Annotated in this window: 13 protein-coding genes; 2 read left to right on the forward strand and 11 right to left on the reverse strand. The window is 49.9% G+C overall.

The features are described 5' to 3' along the window. Positions 1–706: 706 nt before the first annotated feature. From Q0236_RS04085 to Q0236_RS04100, 4 genes are all read right to left on the reverse strand, one after another. Positions 707–1,966 carry a pitrilysin family protein gene (locus Q0236_RS04085; protein WP_297915388.1) on the reverse strand — a complete coding sequence of 420 codons (1,260 nt, stop codon included), beginning with the start codon at positions 1,964–1,966 and terminating at the stop codon, positions 707–709. 415 nt (positions 1,967–2,381) lie between these two features. After that, entirely contained in the window at positions 2,382–3,431 is a 1,050-nt protein-coding gene (locus tag Q0236_RS04090; RefSeq protein ID WP_297915390.1) for a dehypoxanthine futalosine cyclase, read from the reverse strand. Further along, positions 3,424–3,966 (reverse strand): NfeD family protein, encoded by a 543-nt coding sequence (locus tag Q0236_RS04095; protein ID WP_297915392.1) that lies wholly within the window; start codon positions 3,964–3,966, stop codon positions 3,424–3,426. The genes Q0236_RS04090 and Q0236_RS04095 overlap by 8 nt, the downstream gene beginning before the upstream one ends. Then, positions 3,963–4,883 carry an SPFH domain-containing protein gene (locus tag Q0236_RS04100; protein ID WP_297915394.1) on the reverse strand — a complete coding sequence of 307 codons (921 nt, stop codon included), beginning with the start codon at positions 4,881–4,883 and terminating at the stop codon, positions 3,963–3,965. The genes Q0236_RS04095 and Q0236_RS04100 overlap by 4 nt, the downstream gene beginning before the upstream one ends. Positions 4,884–5,001: 118 nt before the next feature. Between Q0236_RS04100 and Q0236_RS04105 the strand changes: the two genes are divergently transcribed. Beyond that, positions 5,002–6,192, forward strand: coding sequence for an MFS transporter (locus Q0236_RS04105; RefSeq protein ID WP_297915396.1), 1,191 nt, complete (start codon positions 5,002–5,004; stop codon positions 6,190–6,192). An 11-nt stretch (positions 6,193–6,203) separates the two neighbouring features. Here Q0236_RS04105 and Q0236_RS04110 read toward each other — a convergent pair whose 3' ends face one another. From Q0236_RS04110 to serS, 5 genes are all read right to left on the reverse strand, one after another. Further along, positions 6,204–7,355 carry an MFS transporter gene (locus Q0236_RS04110; RefSeq protein WP_297915398.1) on the reverse strand — a complete coding sequence of 384 codons (1,152 nt, stop codon included), beginning with the start codon at positions 7,353–7,355 and terminating at the stop codon, positions 6,204–6,206. Positions 7,356–8,140: 785 nt separating this feature from the next. Further along, positions 8,141–9,508 (reverse strand): sodium-dependent transporter, encoded by a 1,368-nt coding sequence (locus Q0236_RS04115; RefSeq protein WP_297915400.1) that lies wholly within the window; start codon positions 9,506–9,508, stop codon positions 8,141–8,143. 9 nt (positions 9,509–9,517) lie between these two features. After that, positions 9,518–10,933 (reverse strand): ribosome silencing factor, encoded by a 1,416-nt coding sequence (gene rsfS, locus Q0236_RS04120; RefSeq protein ID WP_297915401.1) that lies wholly within the window; start codon positions 10,931–10,933, stop codon positions 9,518–9,520. After that, positions 10,930–11,607 (reverse strand): hypothetical protein, encoded by a 678-nt coding sequence (locus Q0236_RS04125; RefSeq protein WP_297915402.1) that lies wholly within the window; start codon positions 11,605–11,607, stop codon positions 10,930–10,932. Before Q0236_RS04125 ends, rsfS begins: the two co-directional genes overlap by 4 nt. 7 nt (positions 11,608–11,614) lie before the next feature. Beyond that, the gene (gene serS / locus Q0236_RS04130) at positions 11,615–12,865 is read right to left on the reverse strand and encodes a serine--tRNA ligase (RefSeq protein WP_297915404.1); all 1,251 of its coding nucleotides are present in this window, start codon (positions 12,863–12,865) and stop codon (positions 11,615–11,617) included. Between the two features lie 140 nt (positions 12,866–13,005). On the opposite strand from serS, the gene Q0236_RS04135 reads away from it, so the two are divergent. After that, positions 13,006–13,755: a DUF4198 domain-containing protein gene (locus Q0236_RS04135; protein WP_297915406.1), complete on the forward strand. Its 750-nt coding sequence runs from the start codon at positions 13,006–13,008 to the stop codon at positions 13,753–13,755. A 208-nt stretch (positions 13,756–13,963) separates the two neighbouring features. Here Q0236_RS04135 and Q0236_RS13250 read toward each other — a convergent pair whose 3' ends face one another. Both Q0236_RS13250 and Q0236_RS13255 read right to left on the reverse strand, forming a co-directional pair. Continuing rightward, complete coding sequence (locus Q0236_RS13250; protein ID WP_367274729.1) at positions 13,964–14,224, reverse strand: pentapeptide repeat-containing protein; 261 nt, start codon at positions 14,222–14,224, stop codon at positions 13,964–13,966. Continuing rightward, positions 14,175–14,471 (reverse strand): hypothetical protein (locus Q0236_RS13255; RefSeq protein ID WP_367274730.1); only part of this gene is annotated, 297 nt, incomplete at its 5' end. The genes Q0236_RS13250 and Q0236_RS13255, both read right to left, overlap by 50 nt.

Below are 14,471 nucleotides of genomic sequence, written 5' to 3' on the forward strand. Positions count from 1 at the left end.
CGCCAGATCCAAAAGCGTCGTAATGCCCGCCTTTTGCAGTGCCGCCGCGTCTTTTGCTTCAAAAATCAATTTTCATCCTTTAAATTTTATAGGCGTTAAGCCCTTGCGCTACGAAATTTTACGCGTCAAAGCGAAATCGCCCGCCTAAATTTGATCGAAATTTTACGCGCCGCATCGAGCGCTTGCCTAAATTTAGCTCAAATTTTGCTTATTGCGGCAAATTTGCTCGCCGGCTACGCCTGTAAATTTTACTAGCTTACGCGTTGTTTTGTTTGGCGGCTGTATCTTTGCGGCGCGCACTGGGTTTTAAACAGCACGATCGCTTTTAAAATTTCACGGCGCGATTTGCAAACCGTGTAATCCGAAAGATATGCATGCGCGCATCATCTTTTAAATTTCACGGCGCGACTTACAAACGGCGAGCGAAATCGCGCTTTGATTTTGCGCGCTGAAATTTTACCGAGCCGCGCACGGCGTCTTTAAATTTAGCCGTTCTTATAAGGCTCGTAAATTTAATCGCTTCTGCAAAGCCCGCAAATTTTAACGCGACGCGCGACGCAAGCGCGGTTTTAAATTTAAACGCGCAAACTGTCCGCAAACGCAGCGCAAAAGTAAAATTTAGCGCCGTCCGCGCCGCTTTACAAATTTTAAAATTTACCCAAATTTTAGGCCGGTCGCAGGTATGCACTCGCTGTGCCGCGACGGGCTAAATTTTAAGCCCCTTTTTTGCGGCGGCCTCGTCGCAAATGACGGAAAAGCTTAGGTTCATGATCTCGTCGTGCGACTTGATGAAATCGTTGAGCGCCCCGAGTTTTAGCGTCTCGATGCGCTTTAAATTTCGCTCGAACTCGCCGAATGCGTAGCCCTTGTAATACTCGCTCTGCGCGATCGCCGCGCGCTTAAACATCGTCTCTTTTTGCAGCACCGCGCTTCCGATTAGGAATTTTTTTGCGCTTTTTAGCTCCGCTTCGCTCACGCCCGAGGCGATAAATTTCGCGATCTCCTCTTTTATGAGCGCGGCAGCGTTTTGTAAATTTTCGTTTTTGGTCTGCAGATAGCCCCAAAACTCGCGGCGGCTAAGCTCGAAATCGCCGCGCGCATAGACCGAGTACGCAAGCCCGTGTTTGACGCGGATGCGCTCCATCAGCCTGCTGCCGAAACCGCTGCTTCCGAGCACGAAAAGCGCGGTGTTTGCGATGAACTCCTGCTCCTTCGGCAGCGCAAAGGGCGCACCGAAGTAGATGTAGGCCTGCTGCGTCTGCTCCTTTTGAATCTTTATCTTTTTCGCATCGCTCGGCGTGAAAAACGGCAGCTCGCGCTTTTCTCTGCTCGAAAAGAGGCTTAAAATTTCTGCGATTTTTGGGTTTTTATCGCTCACGTCGCCGCATAAAACGACGTATAAATTCTCTAAACTCAGCGAGGCGAAAAACTCCCGCACGTCCTTCATAGTGATCCGCTCTATGCTCGCCTCGTCGCCTATGAGCGGCTGAGCGAGCCTCGTGCGCGGATACAGAAGCGCTTTTAGGTTGCACGTCGCGATGTAATCAAACTCGCTTTTTAGCACGGCGATCTCGCCTATGGTTTGCATTTTTAGTTTTTGAAGCACCGAGGGCGTTAAATTTGGCTTGCTAAGCAGCTCTCGCAGCATATCTAGACCGAAATCGAAGTGCTCTTTTAGGCAGTTTAGCTGGATGCCGAAGGTCTCAAAATTGCTCGCGGCGCTGATCTCGACCGCGCGAATATCGAGCTTGCGGTGAAATTCGCTCAATCCTAGCGTCTTTGAGCCCTCGCCCAAAACGCCCGCGCAGATGCGCGCAAGGCCCAGGGTCTTCTCGCTCACCGCGCCGCTTGCTTTAAAAATTAACTTGAAGCTCGCCACCGGCAGCGAATCGTCGAACTGATACAAAAAGTCGATTTTAGCGCTCTTACCGCCTTTGATCTTAAGTGAAATCTCTTTTTTTTCCATCGTTTTCCTTTATAAAATTTTTAAATTTCATCGTTCTTGCAGGCGCAGTTTTAAAATTTTGACGCAGCTGCGCCGCGCCGTATTCGCAGTACGAGACGAAATATATCCGCGCTCAAATACGGCAAATGCTTTAGCGAGATGTCTCTCACGCGCCGTCTCCGTTGCATTGATCTTGCGGCGTGGAATTTCGCGTCCAAAAAATTTTAAGGCGAAATTCCATAGCGAAATGAAATTTTACCGTGCAAATTCCGCTTGTGCCTGTAAATTTAAACCCGTACCCATATCAAAATTTTAAATTTCGTTGCAAAATTCCACGATCGCAAAAATTCGCTATCTGTTTTAAGACAAAATTTTACCGCTAAATTCGCGCCGTAAGCGCATAAATTTCCCGCCGCAAACACGCAAAAGCCCGATTTTAAGCGTAAGTCTCCAAAATATCGTAGTTGGTGTTGCGCTTGGCGGGTATTTCGTCCACGTCGCGGATCAGCGCTATCATCTCGTCCTTGCTCATCCGAAAGCTCGCGCCCGCCGCCTTTACGACGTTTTCCTCCATCATCGTGCTTCCCAGATCGTTCGCGCCGAATTTCAGCGCCAGCTGCCCGATGTAGCTGCCTTGCGTGACCCAGCTACTTTGGATGTTTTTGAAATTATCCAGAAATAGCCGCGAGACGGCGAGCAGGCGCAGGTAACGGCTCGGGCTTTGCTTTTTGATCTCGGGATGCTCGCGCAAAAGGCGGGTGTTTTGCCCCTGAAAGCTCCATAAAATAAACGCTCGAAAGCCGCCCGTGCGGTCTTGCAGCTCGCGGATTTTATCCCAGTGCTCTACGATCTCGCGCGTGCTCTCCAGAGTGCCGAACATCATAGTGGCGGTCGTTTTCATACCGATGCTGTGCGCCTCCTCGTGCACTCTAAGCCACGTGGCGCTGTCGCTTTTGCGCGGCGCTACGAGGTCTCGCACGCGGTCGCTTAAAATTTCGGCTCCGGCTCCGGGCATCGAGTAAAGCCCCTTGGCTTGCAGCCTGCGAAGTACTTCAAGCGTGCTGATGCCGCTAAGACGCGCGATATAATCGATCTCGATCGCCGAGAAGCCGTGGATCGTGATGCTCGGGTAATTTTTGCGGATGAACTCCACGAGATCCTCGTACCATTCGATTCTCAGCTTCGGATGAACGCCGCCTTGAAATAAAATTTGCGTACCGCCCACGGCGATGAGCTCCTCGATCTTTTCGCCGATCTGCTCAAAGCTTAGCACGTAGGCGTCCGCGTCGCTTGCGTGGCGATAAAATGCGCAAAATTTGCAATCCACCATGCAGGCGTTGGTGTAGTTTATGTTTCGATCGATGATGAAGGTCGTGACGCGATCCGGGTGCAGCTCGCGCTTGCGCGCAAACGCCGCGCGCCCAAGCTCGTTTAGATCGGCGTGCTCGATCAGCTCTAGCGCCTCATCGGCGCTCATTCTAGCCATTGGCTCCCTTTAAATTTACATCGCTTGCGGCGGCGTTGGAATTTTTATCGTCAGTACCTGCGCCATCCGCGTCGCCTAAATTTACGCCGCCGTCATTTAAATTTACGCCGTCTGTGTCGCTAGAATTTCGACTGCTATCTTTTTTAATCACGATCTGGCCGTTTTTTACGCCTAAAATTTCGACGCGGTCGCCTTCGTTAAGATCTGAAATTTCATCGCTTTTCCAAAACGTGCCTTTGAAATAGACCATGCCGTTTTTGACGGTGCCGGTGCCGCTCTCGTCTAAAAAATTATCCTCATGTTTCTCTTCGGGTTTGAAAAAGCGTGATTTTAGCGGCCTTTTAAGTGCGATCAGAAGCACGAACGAAAGTACGAACGAAAGCAGAATTTGCACGTCCCAATCAAGATGAAAGCCGAAGCTCAAAAGCCCCGTGATGAAAAATCCGGCGCTGAAAAATATAAAGGTAAAATCCATCACCAAAAGCTCGACGATCGCCAAAATCACGCCGATTATGATAAAAATCAGCGCGTTCATTTAGCATCCTTCGCGCCGTTTTTGCCGAGGAATTCTTTAAGCACGCTAAGAGAGCCGATAAGCTCGCTCGTTTCGTAAGGGATCAAAATTTTATCCTTGCTAGGGTTTTTGGACAGCTCGCTGAAGGCGTTTATGCGGCCCTGCGCGAGCAGGTATTCCGCCGCAAAGCTAGAAGCGCTCATCGCTAAATTTATATTATCCATCGCGTCTTTTTGGCCTTGCGCAAGCGCGATCTGCTCGTATTTTTTCGCATCCGCCATACGCTCGATCGCCTCGGCTTCGAGCACCTTCTCCTGCTTTAGCGCCTCGGCGTTTCGGATGAGGGCTGCTTTTTCAGCCTCGGCTTTAAGCTCGATCGCGCGCTTTTCGCGCTCGGCTTTCATCTGCATATTCATCGCCTCTTCGATGCCGTGCGGTACCGAAATTTCGGAGATCTCCACGCGCATGATCTTTACGCCCCAGTTATCCGCAGCGTCGCCCAGAGCGATTTGCAGTTTGGAATTTAACTGATCGCGCGAGCTAAGCGTGCTGTCTAGGCTCATCTCGCCGATCGCGCTACGTAGCGTCGTCATCGCTAAATTTGAAATCGCGCGGCGATAATCCTCGACGTTGTAAAGCGCCATCTTGCCGTCGATAACCTTCAAAAACACGATACCGTCTACGCTTATGTTGACGTTATCTTTGGTGATGACTTGCTGCTTGCTGATGTCCACGAGCTGCTCGCGCACGCTCATCTTCGCGCGCACCGCGTCAAAAAATGGCACGATGATGTGAAAGCCGCCATCAAGCACCTTGTGAAAGCGACCCAGCCGCTCGATGATCAAAATTTCTGATTGTGAGACGATCTTGACCCCCATCTTTAGAATTGCCGCGATGAGGACGCAAAATACTATTACCGTAGTTACGAACCCTTCCATTTTCACTCCTGAATTAAAATTTCGCAATTATAGCATTTTTAGCTTATTTTGGCTTTTAAGGCGCGTCGTGATACAATTTCGCTAGATTTTTTATATTAAATTTACGGGATAAAATTTTATGATCAGATACATCGTGCTGCTTAGACATTCGCGCAACTACCGACTGCTCTTTTCGGCGGGTTTTATATGTATGTTCGGCTTGTGGTTTTCTGTGGTGGGGGTCGCTACGCTACTCATAGAGCTTGGAGCGCCGGTGTGGGCGATCACGGCGGTAGGCGTCGTTTCGTTCGTGCCAAACGTCTTTTTAGCGCCCATTAACGGCATCATCGTGGATAAATTTCAACCAAAGCCCCTGATGACGGCGATGTTTATAACCGAGATGATCAGTATTTTCATGCTGATTTTTATCGATAGTTTGGATTATCTGTGGCTGCTGCTTCTGATTGTGGTCGTGCGCAGCGTCGCAGGCACGCTGTTTTTTCAGACCGAATCCTCCACGCTGCCGAAATTTCTAAGCCGTCCTTATCTCAAGCTTGCTAACGAGATGACGGGCATTATCTGGACGATCACCTATACTTTCGGCATGGCGAGTGCGGGCGTTTTTATCCACTATTTCGGCGTGCGAGCGGCGTTTATTTTGGATTTTTGCTTATACGTTTTTTCGTTTTTCATCCTGCTGCGGCTAAATTTTAAAGACCTCGCAAGAAACGCGCGTGAGCCGGTGTTTAAGATGCTAAAGGAGGGCTTTTCTTACCTGCGCTCGCATCCTTTGGTGGTGCATCTCATCGTCCTTCACGCCTTCGTCGCCGTCACCACCTACGACAATCTCATCGCGCTTCTTGCAAAATATCGCTACAAAGAAATTTTAAGCGCTTCGCTAGTCATCGGGCTTATGAATATGTCGCGTTCGGCAGCTGCATTTTTCGGGCAGATATGGCTGAGCAAAATCGTAAACAAGCACACTTTTTTTTGGATCCTGCTGGGGCAGTTTGCGGGCATCGCGCTGTGGGCGGTGCTGGAGTTTAACTACTGGCTTTCGTTTGCGGGCATGATCGCGGCGGGATTTTTCATCACGACGGTGTGGTCGTATTCTTTTACGCAGCTACAAAACCACGTCGATAGGGAGTTTTTCGGGCGCGTCATCGCCTACAACGACATGGCGTATTTCATCGTCGCCACGCTCGTGTCGGCTGTGATCGGATTTTTTTTCGAGCTTGGATTTTCGCTTTCGCAAATCACCTTCGGCATGGGTTTTATGTTCGCAATCGCGGCGTTTTATTATAAATTTCTGATCTACGAAAAAATTTGAAATTTGGCTCGCTATCTTTTCGGCGCGATCTCGGGGCGAAAGATAGCAAATACGAATAAAAAGCTCATCGCCGCAAAAAACACCCATATAAAGCCGTTTGCGCCCAAAAATTTCATCATCGCGCCGATTATCAAAGGAGAGCAGAGCGACGCGCTCGAATAGATAAAGAGCATCGCCGCCGAAATTTGCACGCGAGATGCACCCTCGCCGGTGATGGAGTCGTTTGCGCGCGCGATGGCGAGCGAATACAAAGGAAAGGCGCCAAATCCCAACATCAGCGCAAGCGCGCATGTTAGGATGAAGCTCTTAGCAAAAAATAGCGCCGTGCAGGCCGTGATGCCTACTGCGCAAACTATCATTATAGCGCGCTTACGGCCAAATTTATCCGAGATCGTGCCGCAGATGAGCTGGGCTAAAAAGCCTCCGACCATCGCCGATCCCATAAATGCGCCCACCGAGCCCACTCCAAGCCCTGCGCTTAGCACGAAAACGCTCGCCATCGAAAAAAAGCCGTTAATCAAAATGCCCGCGCAAACCACCGTCGCAAACGCAAGCGGCGGCACGATCGAAATTTGCGGCATACAGATGCGCATGCGAGCGGGAACTCTGGGAGGGTTGAAGCGGATTAAATTTACCGGCAGCAGCGCCAGGATGATGAAAAATGCGCTTAGCACGAAGACCTTCATCGTTCCGAAATTTAGCGCTAAAATTATAACTCCTATCGCAAACGCGCCGTAAAAAACCGCTTCGTAGATCGCCAGCACGCGGGAGCGGATGGAGTTTGTGATCTTTGAGTTTATCCAGCTTTCGATTATCATCAAAAGCGCGTAATAACAAAAGCCCAAAATGAAGCGCAAAATCGCCCAATACACGAGGTTTGAGCCTAGATCGTGCAGCATCGCCGCGATACCAAAAAGCGCCGTAAAGACCGCGTATGCCCGCACGTACGAGAGCGCGCCGATTATCGAAGGCACGAAAAAGCCGCTAAAGATCGCTCCTAAAAAGAAAAATGCAGAAATCGCTCCGATCTCAAGCTCGCTGTGGCCGGATTCTTTTAGCATGATGCCCGCGCTTGCGATGACTAGCGCGTCGCCGATAAACATAAAGAAAATCCCCAGAAATAGGGGGCTTAGCGAGCGTGCCGCGCGCATAGATTCAAACAATGACTTTCCCTTGGAATTAAATTTGGCGTATTGTAGCCTTTTATTGATTAAAGCTCGGTTTTTATATAAAAATATTTGAAAAATTTCGATTCGGATGGGGATTTTAAAAAGATGCGAAAATTTATAAAGGAAAATAAAGCCAAAATTTTATTGCAGATGCCCAAGATCAGGTGCAGGTAGCACCCAAAAGCCCAGCGTGCGATAAAATTTTACCGCAGCGGTTTTAAAACGGCGCGAGTGTTTAAATTTAGAGGCGGCTCGTAACGAAGCGCTGAAATTTTGAGATAAAATTTTAATCCAAACGTTAAAGCTCTAGTAGTCGTGCCTCGTCGCACCAAAGAGTCGAGCTTTGTCGAGCTTTATTGAAAAGCTCGGTAGCTGAAGCGGCGATCCTCGCGGCTAAATTTCAAAGTAAAATTTCAATCTTTGCGGATAAATTTATGCGGCTTGCTTCAAAGATAAAATTTTAAAATTCTGACGCCCGCTTCGCTAGACATGCCCAAGTTTTATATGGGGCGGGAAAGGGACCCCGGTTGCGAGGTCGCACTTCTCGCAGAGACGGCGCCGCTTCTGCGTACCGTATCGCTCTGCTCGCCCCAACCTCCGACGACGCCTTACAGGGGATAGTACGCGCTTGCGTTAAATTTATATTATAGCTGCGGCGCAGTGTGCCGCATCGCGTAAAAACTCACGCCGCAGCGCATGTAACGCAGCGAATGAAAATTTAAAATTTCGCCGTACCGCCGCGGGCAAATTTAAAATTTAAAACTCTTACGGCTTTAAATTTAGCCGAAAATCCCGTATCCGAAGATCACCGCGATGATAAGCGGCAGGATAAATTTGACATACAAAAACCAAACTCCCGCGAGCCTCGCGCTAAGATCACCTTCGTTGGTGAGCTCGTAGATCGCGTCCTTTTTCAGCACCCAGCCCACGTAGATGCAGCACAGCAGCGCCGTTAGCACGAAAAAGACGTTCGCGCTTACGAAGTCGAAGGCGTCAAAAACCGAGCGCCCTAGAATTTTAACGTCCGCAAGCACGCTGCTTGAGAGTATGCAGGGTAGGTTGCCGAGCACGAAGACGCCGCCGAGCGTTAAATTTACCGCCTTTAGCGTTGAAAAGCCGAAGCGCTCCTCGACGAAATTTATGATGACCTGATAGATCGTGATCGACGTCGTAAGCGCGGCGATGAGCAAAATCGAGAGAAAGACCACCGCGACGGCGTTGCCGAAGGGCATGTGCGAAAACGCGATCGGCAGGCTTTTAAAAACTAGCGACGAGCCGCTGCTCGGCTCAAGCCCCGCGCTAAAGAGCGACGGGAAGATCATAAAGCCCGCAAGCACGGCGATGAGGGTGTTTACGACTGCGGTGATGGTGGCCGTTTGCATCAGCTTCTCGTCTTTGTTTAAAAAGCTCGACAGCGTGATCATCACGCCGAATCCGAGCGAGAGCGCGAAAAAGACCTGTCCCAAAACGTCGATCAAAAGTTTGGGCGTGATCTTGGCAAAATCGACGCCGAGATAAAATTTCACGCCCTCCTTTGCCCCCTCAAGCGTTAAATTTGTAAGGATCACCGCGATGAAGCACAAAAATAGCGCGGGCATTAGAAATTTCACGAATTTTTCGATCCCCTCGATGATGCCGTTTTTTAAAATGTACCAGTTGATCGCTATGAAAACGATCGTGTAGCCGCCGACGCCGAGCGGGCTATTTTCGATGTGATCTACGTAGAATTTTTGCGTAAATGCGGGGTCTGTGATTCGCGCGGAGAGGTCGAAGTTGCCGCTTACGATGTTTACGATGTAGGTTAGCACCCAGCCGCCGAGGACCATATAGTAGGCTAAAATTCCAAACGCGCCGATTACGCCCATGATGCCTACGATCTTCCATGCGGGCTTTATGCGCGAGCCATCCTTTTTAGGCGCCGTGAAGGCATCGACGCAGTTTCTTAGCGCGCGACGTCCGATGACGTTTTCTACCAAGATCATCGGGATTCCAAGCACGATCATCGCGATGCAAAATATGAGCACGTAGGCGCCGCCACCATTTTCGCCGACTAAATACGGAAACCGCCACGTGCAACCAAAGCCGATCGTGGCGCCTGCAACGGTTAAAATATATGTGAGCTTGCTGCTCCAGGTCTGTCTCGGCACGCTCCCTCCTTAAAATTGCTCTTTTTTGAGCTTGTCGAGGAAGTCCTCGATATTGTATTTGGCGCGGTAAGCCTCGCTGATGAGATGGACTATGATGTCGCCGAGATCGACGACGCTCCACTCATCGCCGCTTTCGATAGCCAAAAACTCCTCGCCGAGCGGCTTAAGCACGCTTTTTAGCTCCTCGATGAGCGAGGCTGCGTGGCGGGAGGTCAGCATAGTGGCGATTACTACGAATTTCGCGATATATTCTCGCCCCTCCATATCGATGATCTGGACGTCTTCGGCTTTCTTTTCGTTTAAAATTTCGGCGATCCGCTCCGCCCTTTGCTTTGGATCTTGCATATCTTTCCTTTTATAAAATTTTATGACCTCTGCTGCGATCTTGGGCGGGATTTCGCCTTTGAAATCTCGCCTAAAACCGCTTGAGCTCGCATTTACGGCAATCTCGATGCGCCTTAGGCCCGCCCACTGCCGCGGGATCTCGTAGCCGGGCCTCGTAAGCACGACAAACTCCGCTAATTTCTGCAGCTCGCTAAAGTCGCGCCATTTATGAAGCTCGGCTAGGTTGTCGGCACCCACGACGATGTAGAGCTTTGAGAGTTTACCCGCGCGGCTCGCGTTATCCGCGTCATTTGCGCCGCCTGTGTCACCTGCACTCTTTGTACTACCCACGAAATTTGTGTTGCCTGCGTCAGCCATGCAATTCACATTGCTGCTTGGAATTTTGTTTACATTTGAAATTTCGTCTCCAACGGCACTTGAGGCTTTGACGAAGCTTGAAATTTTGCCTGTGATGACATCTGAAATTTCGTTCCAGGCGGCGCTCGGAATTTTGCTCGTGCTCGAAATTTTATCCCCGACGGAGTTTGAAATTTCGCTCATGACGGCGCCGGACATTCTGCTTGCGGCGACATTTGAAACTTCGTCCGCATTTGAAATTTTATCTATGTTTTGTGTTTCGCTAACATCTCCTGCGCCGCCCGCCTCACTCGTGCCGTCGTGAGGAATTTTACTTACCTTGCTTTGTGAAATCCCGCCCGTTTCGCTTTCGCTGCCGACCGGAATTTGATCTGCTGTGTCGCTTTGCAGAGTTTTACCCGTTTCAATTGCCGTCTCGGACGTGATTTTGCCGTTCGCGCCATATTTTTCGAGCAGAAATTTCACGCTTTGTATCGTGGAGACGGAGCGGTTTTGCAAAATTTCATAATCGCTCACCTCCACATGCGGGGCGTCGCTCCACAGCGCGCGGCACCATCTAAGCCGCAGCTGCGGAGGCGCCGAAAAGCTCTTTTTAAACGGGTTTAGAAACGACGGCATTATGACCAGCAAATCGGGCTTTAGGGCTGATAAGATCGCCTTTACCGCGGCGGCGTGTCCTGCGTGCGGCGGATCGAAACTACCGCCGAAAAGCGCGATCTTCACGCGCCCGCTCCGCGCCGTTTCATGCCGCAAAATTTTTCGCCCTTCGCCGCAAATTTTGCGGCATGAAATCTTGCGCGGCGCAATCTTGCTTTATGAAATTTTACGCTGCAAAATTCCGTTTTGTCAAATTTTGTTGCAAAAAATCCCGCATTTTGCGGCGCGGTAAATTTAAAAGGCGTGGCGGCGCAAAGGCTAGGACCGCGTCGCAGCCCTTTTACGGCGGCAAATTTTAAAAGCGCGCCATCGCGGAATTTTACCCCGCCGAATTTCGCTGCGTTAAATTCTGTTTTAAGCTCTAAATTTGGCGTCCGGAACTTCATCACCTTAAATTTCGCGCCGTGAAATTTAGCCGCATAAAATTTCGCAGTGCAAGCTAGAAAACCCGTCTCGCGCGATCTTGCTTTATAAAATTTAACGCCGCGTGCCATAAATTTTGATTTGCAGAATTCCATGTCGCGAAAGGTTGCCCCTAAAAATTCTGTTCCGCAGGTCGCAAAATTTGCACCACGAAATTTCTCGTCGCGAAATTTAAAGCCGCCAAGCGCGGCATCGTTCGCCTCAGGTTCTGCGCCGTAAGGATAAAATTTAACGCCGCTCCCGCGAAATTCCGCCGCGCAAAATCCAGCGGCTGCGAAGCGGGCGTTAGAATTTGGATTTTTGTAAGGCTCTCGCACGGGCCGCCTACATATATTTTTCTAAAACGCGCGGAATTTCGATGCTGCCGTCTTTGCGCTGGTAGTTTTCCATTACCGCGATTAGCGTGCGGCCGACCGCGAGCGAGGAGCCGTTTAGCGTGTGAACGAGGCTATTTTTCTTGCCGTCTTTGAAGCGGATCTTGGCTCTACGCGCCTGAAAATCGCGACAGTTGCTGATCGAGCTGATCTCTCTGTATTGGTTCTGCCCCGGTAGCCAAACCTCCAAATCCACGGTTTTTGCGGCGCTAAAGCCCAGATCGCCGCTGCAAAGCAGCATGTGTCTGTGCGGAAGGCCTAGGCTGCTTAGCAGATCGCTCGCGCATGAAATCATCTCCTCAAGCATCTTTGCGCTATCCTCTGGGCGCGTGATGGCGACGAGCTCGACCTTTTCGAACTGATGCTGGCGGATCATGCCGCGCGTATCGCGCCCCGCCGAGCCCGCTTCCTTGCGAAAGCAGTGGCTGTAGCTGGTGAGCTTGATCGGCAGCTCCTCGCTGCGCAGAATTTCATCGTTAAAGAGATTTGTCGCCGTAACCTCGCTCGTAGGGATGAGGTAGAGGTTTTGCTCCTCGTCGTCGACGCGGTAGAGATCGTCTTTAAATTTAGGCAGCTGGCCCGTGCCGTAGAGGATCTGATCGCGCACCAAAAACGGCATATTTACGAGCTCGAAGCCGCGTGAGTTGTTAAATTCGATCATATAGTTGATGAGAGCCATATTCAGCTTCGCGCCAAGACCTCGGATCGCTGTGAAGCGGCTGCCGCTGAGTTTTACGCCGCGCTCGAAATCAAGCCATCCCAGCGCCTCGCCGAGCTCGAAGTGCTGCTTGGGCGCGAAGTCGAACGTGCGCGGCTGCAGGACCTTTTTGATACAGACGTTTTCGTTCTCGTCCGCACCGATCGGCACGTCGTCGTCGATGATATTCGGCACGCACGCGGCGATCGCTTCTAGGCTCTGCTCGCGCTCGTTTACGAGCTCGCTTAGGCTTTGGATCTTTTGCTTGTTTTCCTCAAGCTGCGATTTTAGCGCGCCTACGTCCTTGCCCTCGCGCGCGGCGAGGCCCAGCTCCTTGCTCTTTGCATTTTGCACGGCTTGGAGGTTTTCAAGATCGCTCTTTTTAGATTTTAGCTCGTTGTAGGCATCCAGTAGCGTTTGTAGGGTCTGCGGCGGGACTTTTTTGGCGATGAGTTTTTTATTAAATTCGTCGAAATTCGTCTCGATAAGTTTTAAATTTATCATTTTCTGCCTCTTTTTGGTAATTTAAATTGCGACATTTTAACCAAAGTTTGCTTTAAATACTCAAAATAAACCCACATTTAAGCAATACGGATGAAAAAAAGTGATACAATTCCGTAATATTTTATTATGAAAGGTATTACATGAAGGCAAAATTTGCTTTTTTAGGAATTTTCGCGGCGAGCCTTGCGTTCGCGCATTTCGGCGTTCTTACGACGGATAAAAATGTCGTAGAGGATCAAAAAGACGCTACTTTAAAGCTAAATTTGGAATTCTCCCATCCGTTTTTACAGGAATCTATGAATCTACAAAAGCCCGCAGAATTCGGCGTTTTTATTGATGGTGAGAAAAAATCGCTCCTAGGCAGCCTAAAAGAGCAGAAAAAGGGTGAAAATTCCTATTTTGCGGCGGAATTTAAAGCTGACAAGCCATCGCTTTTGGCGTTTTATTTCGATCCCAAACCCTATGCCGAGCCGGCTGAGCGCAAGATGATCCGCCATATCACCAAAACCTACGTCGATGCTTACGGCGCGGGCGAAGGCTGGGATAAGCCGCTCGGGCTAGAGGCGGAGATCGTGCCGCTAGTGCGGCCTTATGCGCTGTATGCGGGCGAGATATTTAGCGGAGTTTTTTTATTGCACGGAAGGCCCGTCCCAGGCGCGGACGTGGAGATCGAGCTATATAACGATAAAGGCTACAAAGCCCCTAGCGAGGCGCATGTCACGCAGGTCGTTAAAACCAACGGCGCGGGTGAGTTTAGCTTCGTGATGCCGGTTGCCGGCTGGTGGGGCTTTGCGGCTCTTAGCGAGGAAGAAGCCGCCAAAGGAAGCGAGCAGCCCGTAAATGAGCTGGGCGCCGTGCTTTGGATCAAGGCGGACGAGCTGAAAAAATAAGGGAGCGACTCGGTGAGATCTCTTTTTTCGGGCGAAATTTGCGCGGCTGCGGATAAATTTAAATTTGCGTTTGAGCGGAGTTTTGAAATTTTATTTTCGCGCGTTTTACTTTTGGGCGTAGAATTTTCAGCGAATTCTGCGGCTGAAATTTTACGGAGCAGAATTTTGTCGTTTCGCACCCGCGCGCAGTCTGCGTCTCGGGGTTTGATTAAAACTTTACGGAGCAGAATTTCGCTGAGTAAAATTTTAAGTAACGAAGCTCTGCTGCGCGGAATTTTGCTCGGTAGAAATTCGCTCTTAGGAGCTTCGAGCCGTAAAATTTCATATCCGTGGATTTATGAGCGTAAAATACCAGCACGCAAAATTTCGTTTTTTGAAATTTTGCAAACCTCGACTTTTGAAATTTTGCAGGCTCTGTTTTATCGCACAAGCATCGCGCCGAGATCGATCGGAGCTTTAAATTTTGCATCGCGAAATCCACTTGCCGCTCCTGCAAATGTAGCAAGCGAAAATTCTTGCGCCATGCAAGCCGTAAAATTTATCAAATTTACTGGTTCCACAAGCAGTTTTGAGACCGCTCCGAGTCTTGCGCTGACAGCCGCCGCGGATAGGACGCAAGCCGCGAGTTTTACAGCCGCAAATTTTGCCGCGATTAAAGCTGTAAAGGCAAGATCCATAGCAATCAAAGCGATTATCGTAAAGGTCGCAAATGCCTT

Origin of the sequence: uncultured Campylobacter sp. (assembly GCF_938031315.1) — a bacterium.
In the GTDB taxonomy this organism is placed as follows: Bacteria; Campylobacterota; Campylobacteria; order Campylobacterales; family Campylobacteraceae; genus Campylobacter_B.

Excerpts from the sequence above, each read along its gene's own strand:
- Q0236_RS04085 (WP_297915388.1), bottom strand. The coding sequence starts at position 1,966 with ATGGAAAAAAAAGAGATTTCACTTAAGATCAAAGGCGGTAAGAGCGCT.
- Q0236_RS04090 (WP_297915390.1), bottom strand. The coding sequence starts at position 3,431 with ATGGCTAGAATGAGCGCCGATGAGGCGCTAGAGCTGATCGAGCACGCC.
- Q0236_RS04095 (WP_297915392.1), bottom strand. The coding sequence starts at position 3,966 with ATGAACGCGCTGATTTTTATCATAATCGGCGTGATTTTGGCGATCGTC.
- Q0236_RS04100 (WP_297915394.1), bottom strand. The coding sequence starts at position 4,883 with ATGGAAGGGTTCGTAACTACGGTAATAGTATTTTGCGTCCTCATCGCG.
- Q0236_RS04105 (WP_297915396.1), top strand. The coding sequence starts at position 5,002 with ATGATCAGATACATCGTGCTGCTTAGACATTCGCGCAACTACCGACTG.
- serS (WP_297915404.1), bottom strand. The coding sequence starts at position 12,865 with ATGATAAATTTAAAACTTATCGAGACGAATTTCGACGAATTTAATAAA.
- Q0236_RS04135 (WP_297915406.1), top strand. The coding sequence starts at position 13,006 with ATGAAGGCAAAATTTGCTTTTTTAGGAATTTTCGCGGCGAGCCTTGCG.
- Q0236_RS13250 (WP_367274729.1), bottom strand. The coding sequence starts at position 14,224 with ATGCAAAATTTAAAGCTCCGATCGATCTCGGCGCGATGCTTGTGCGAT.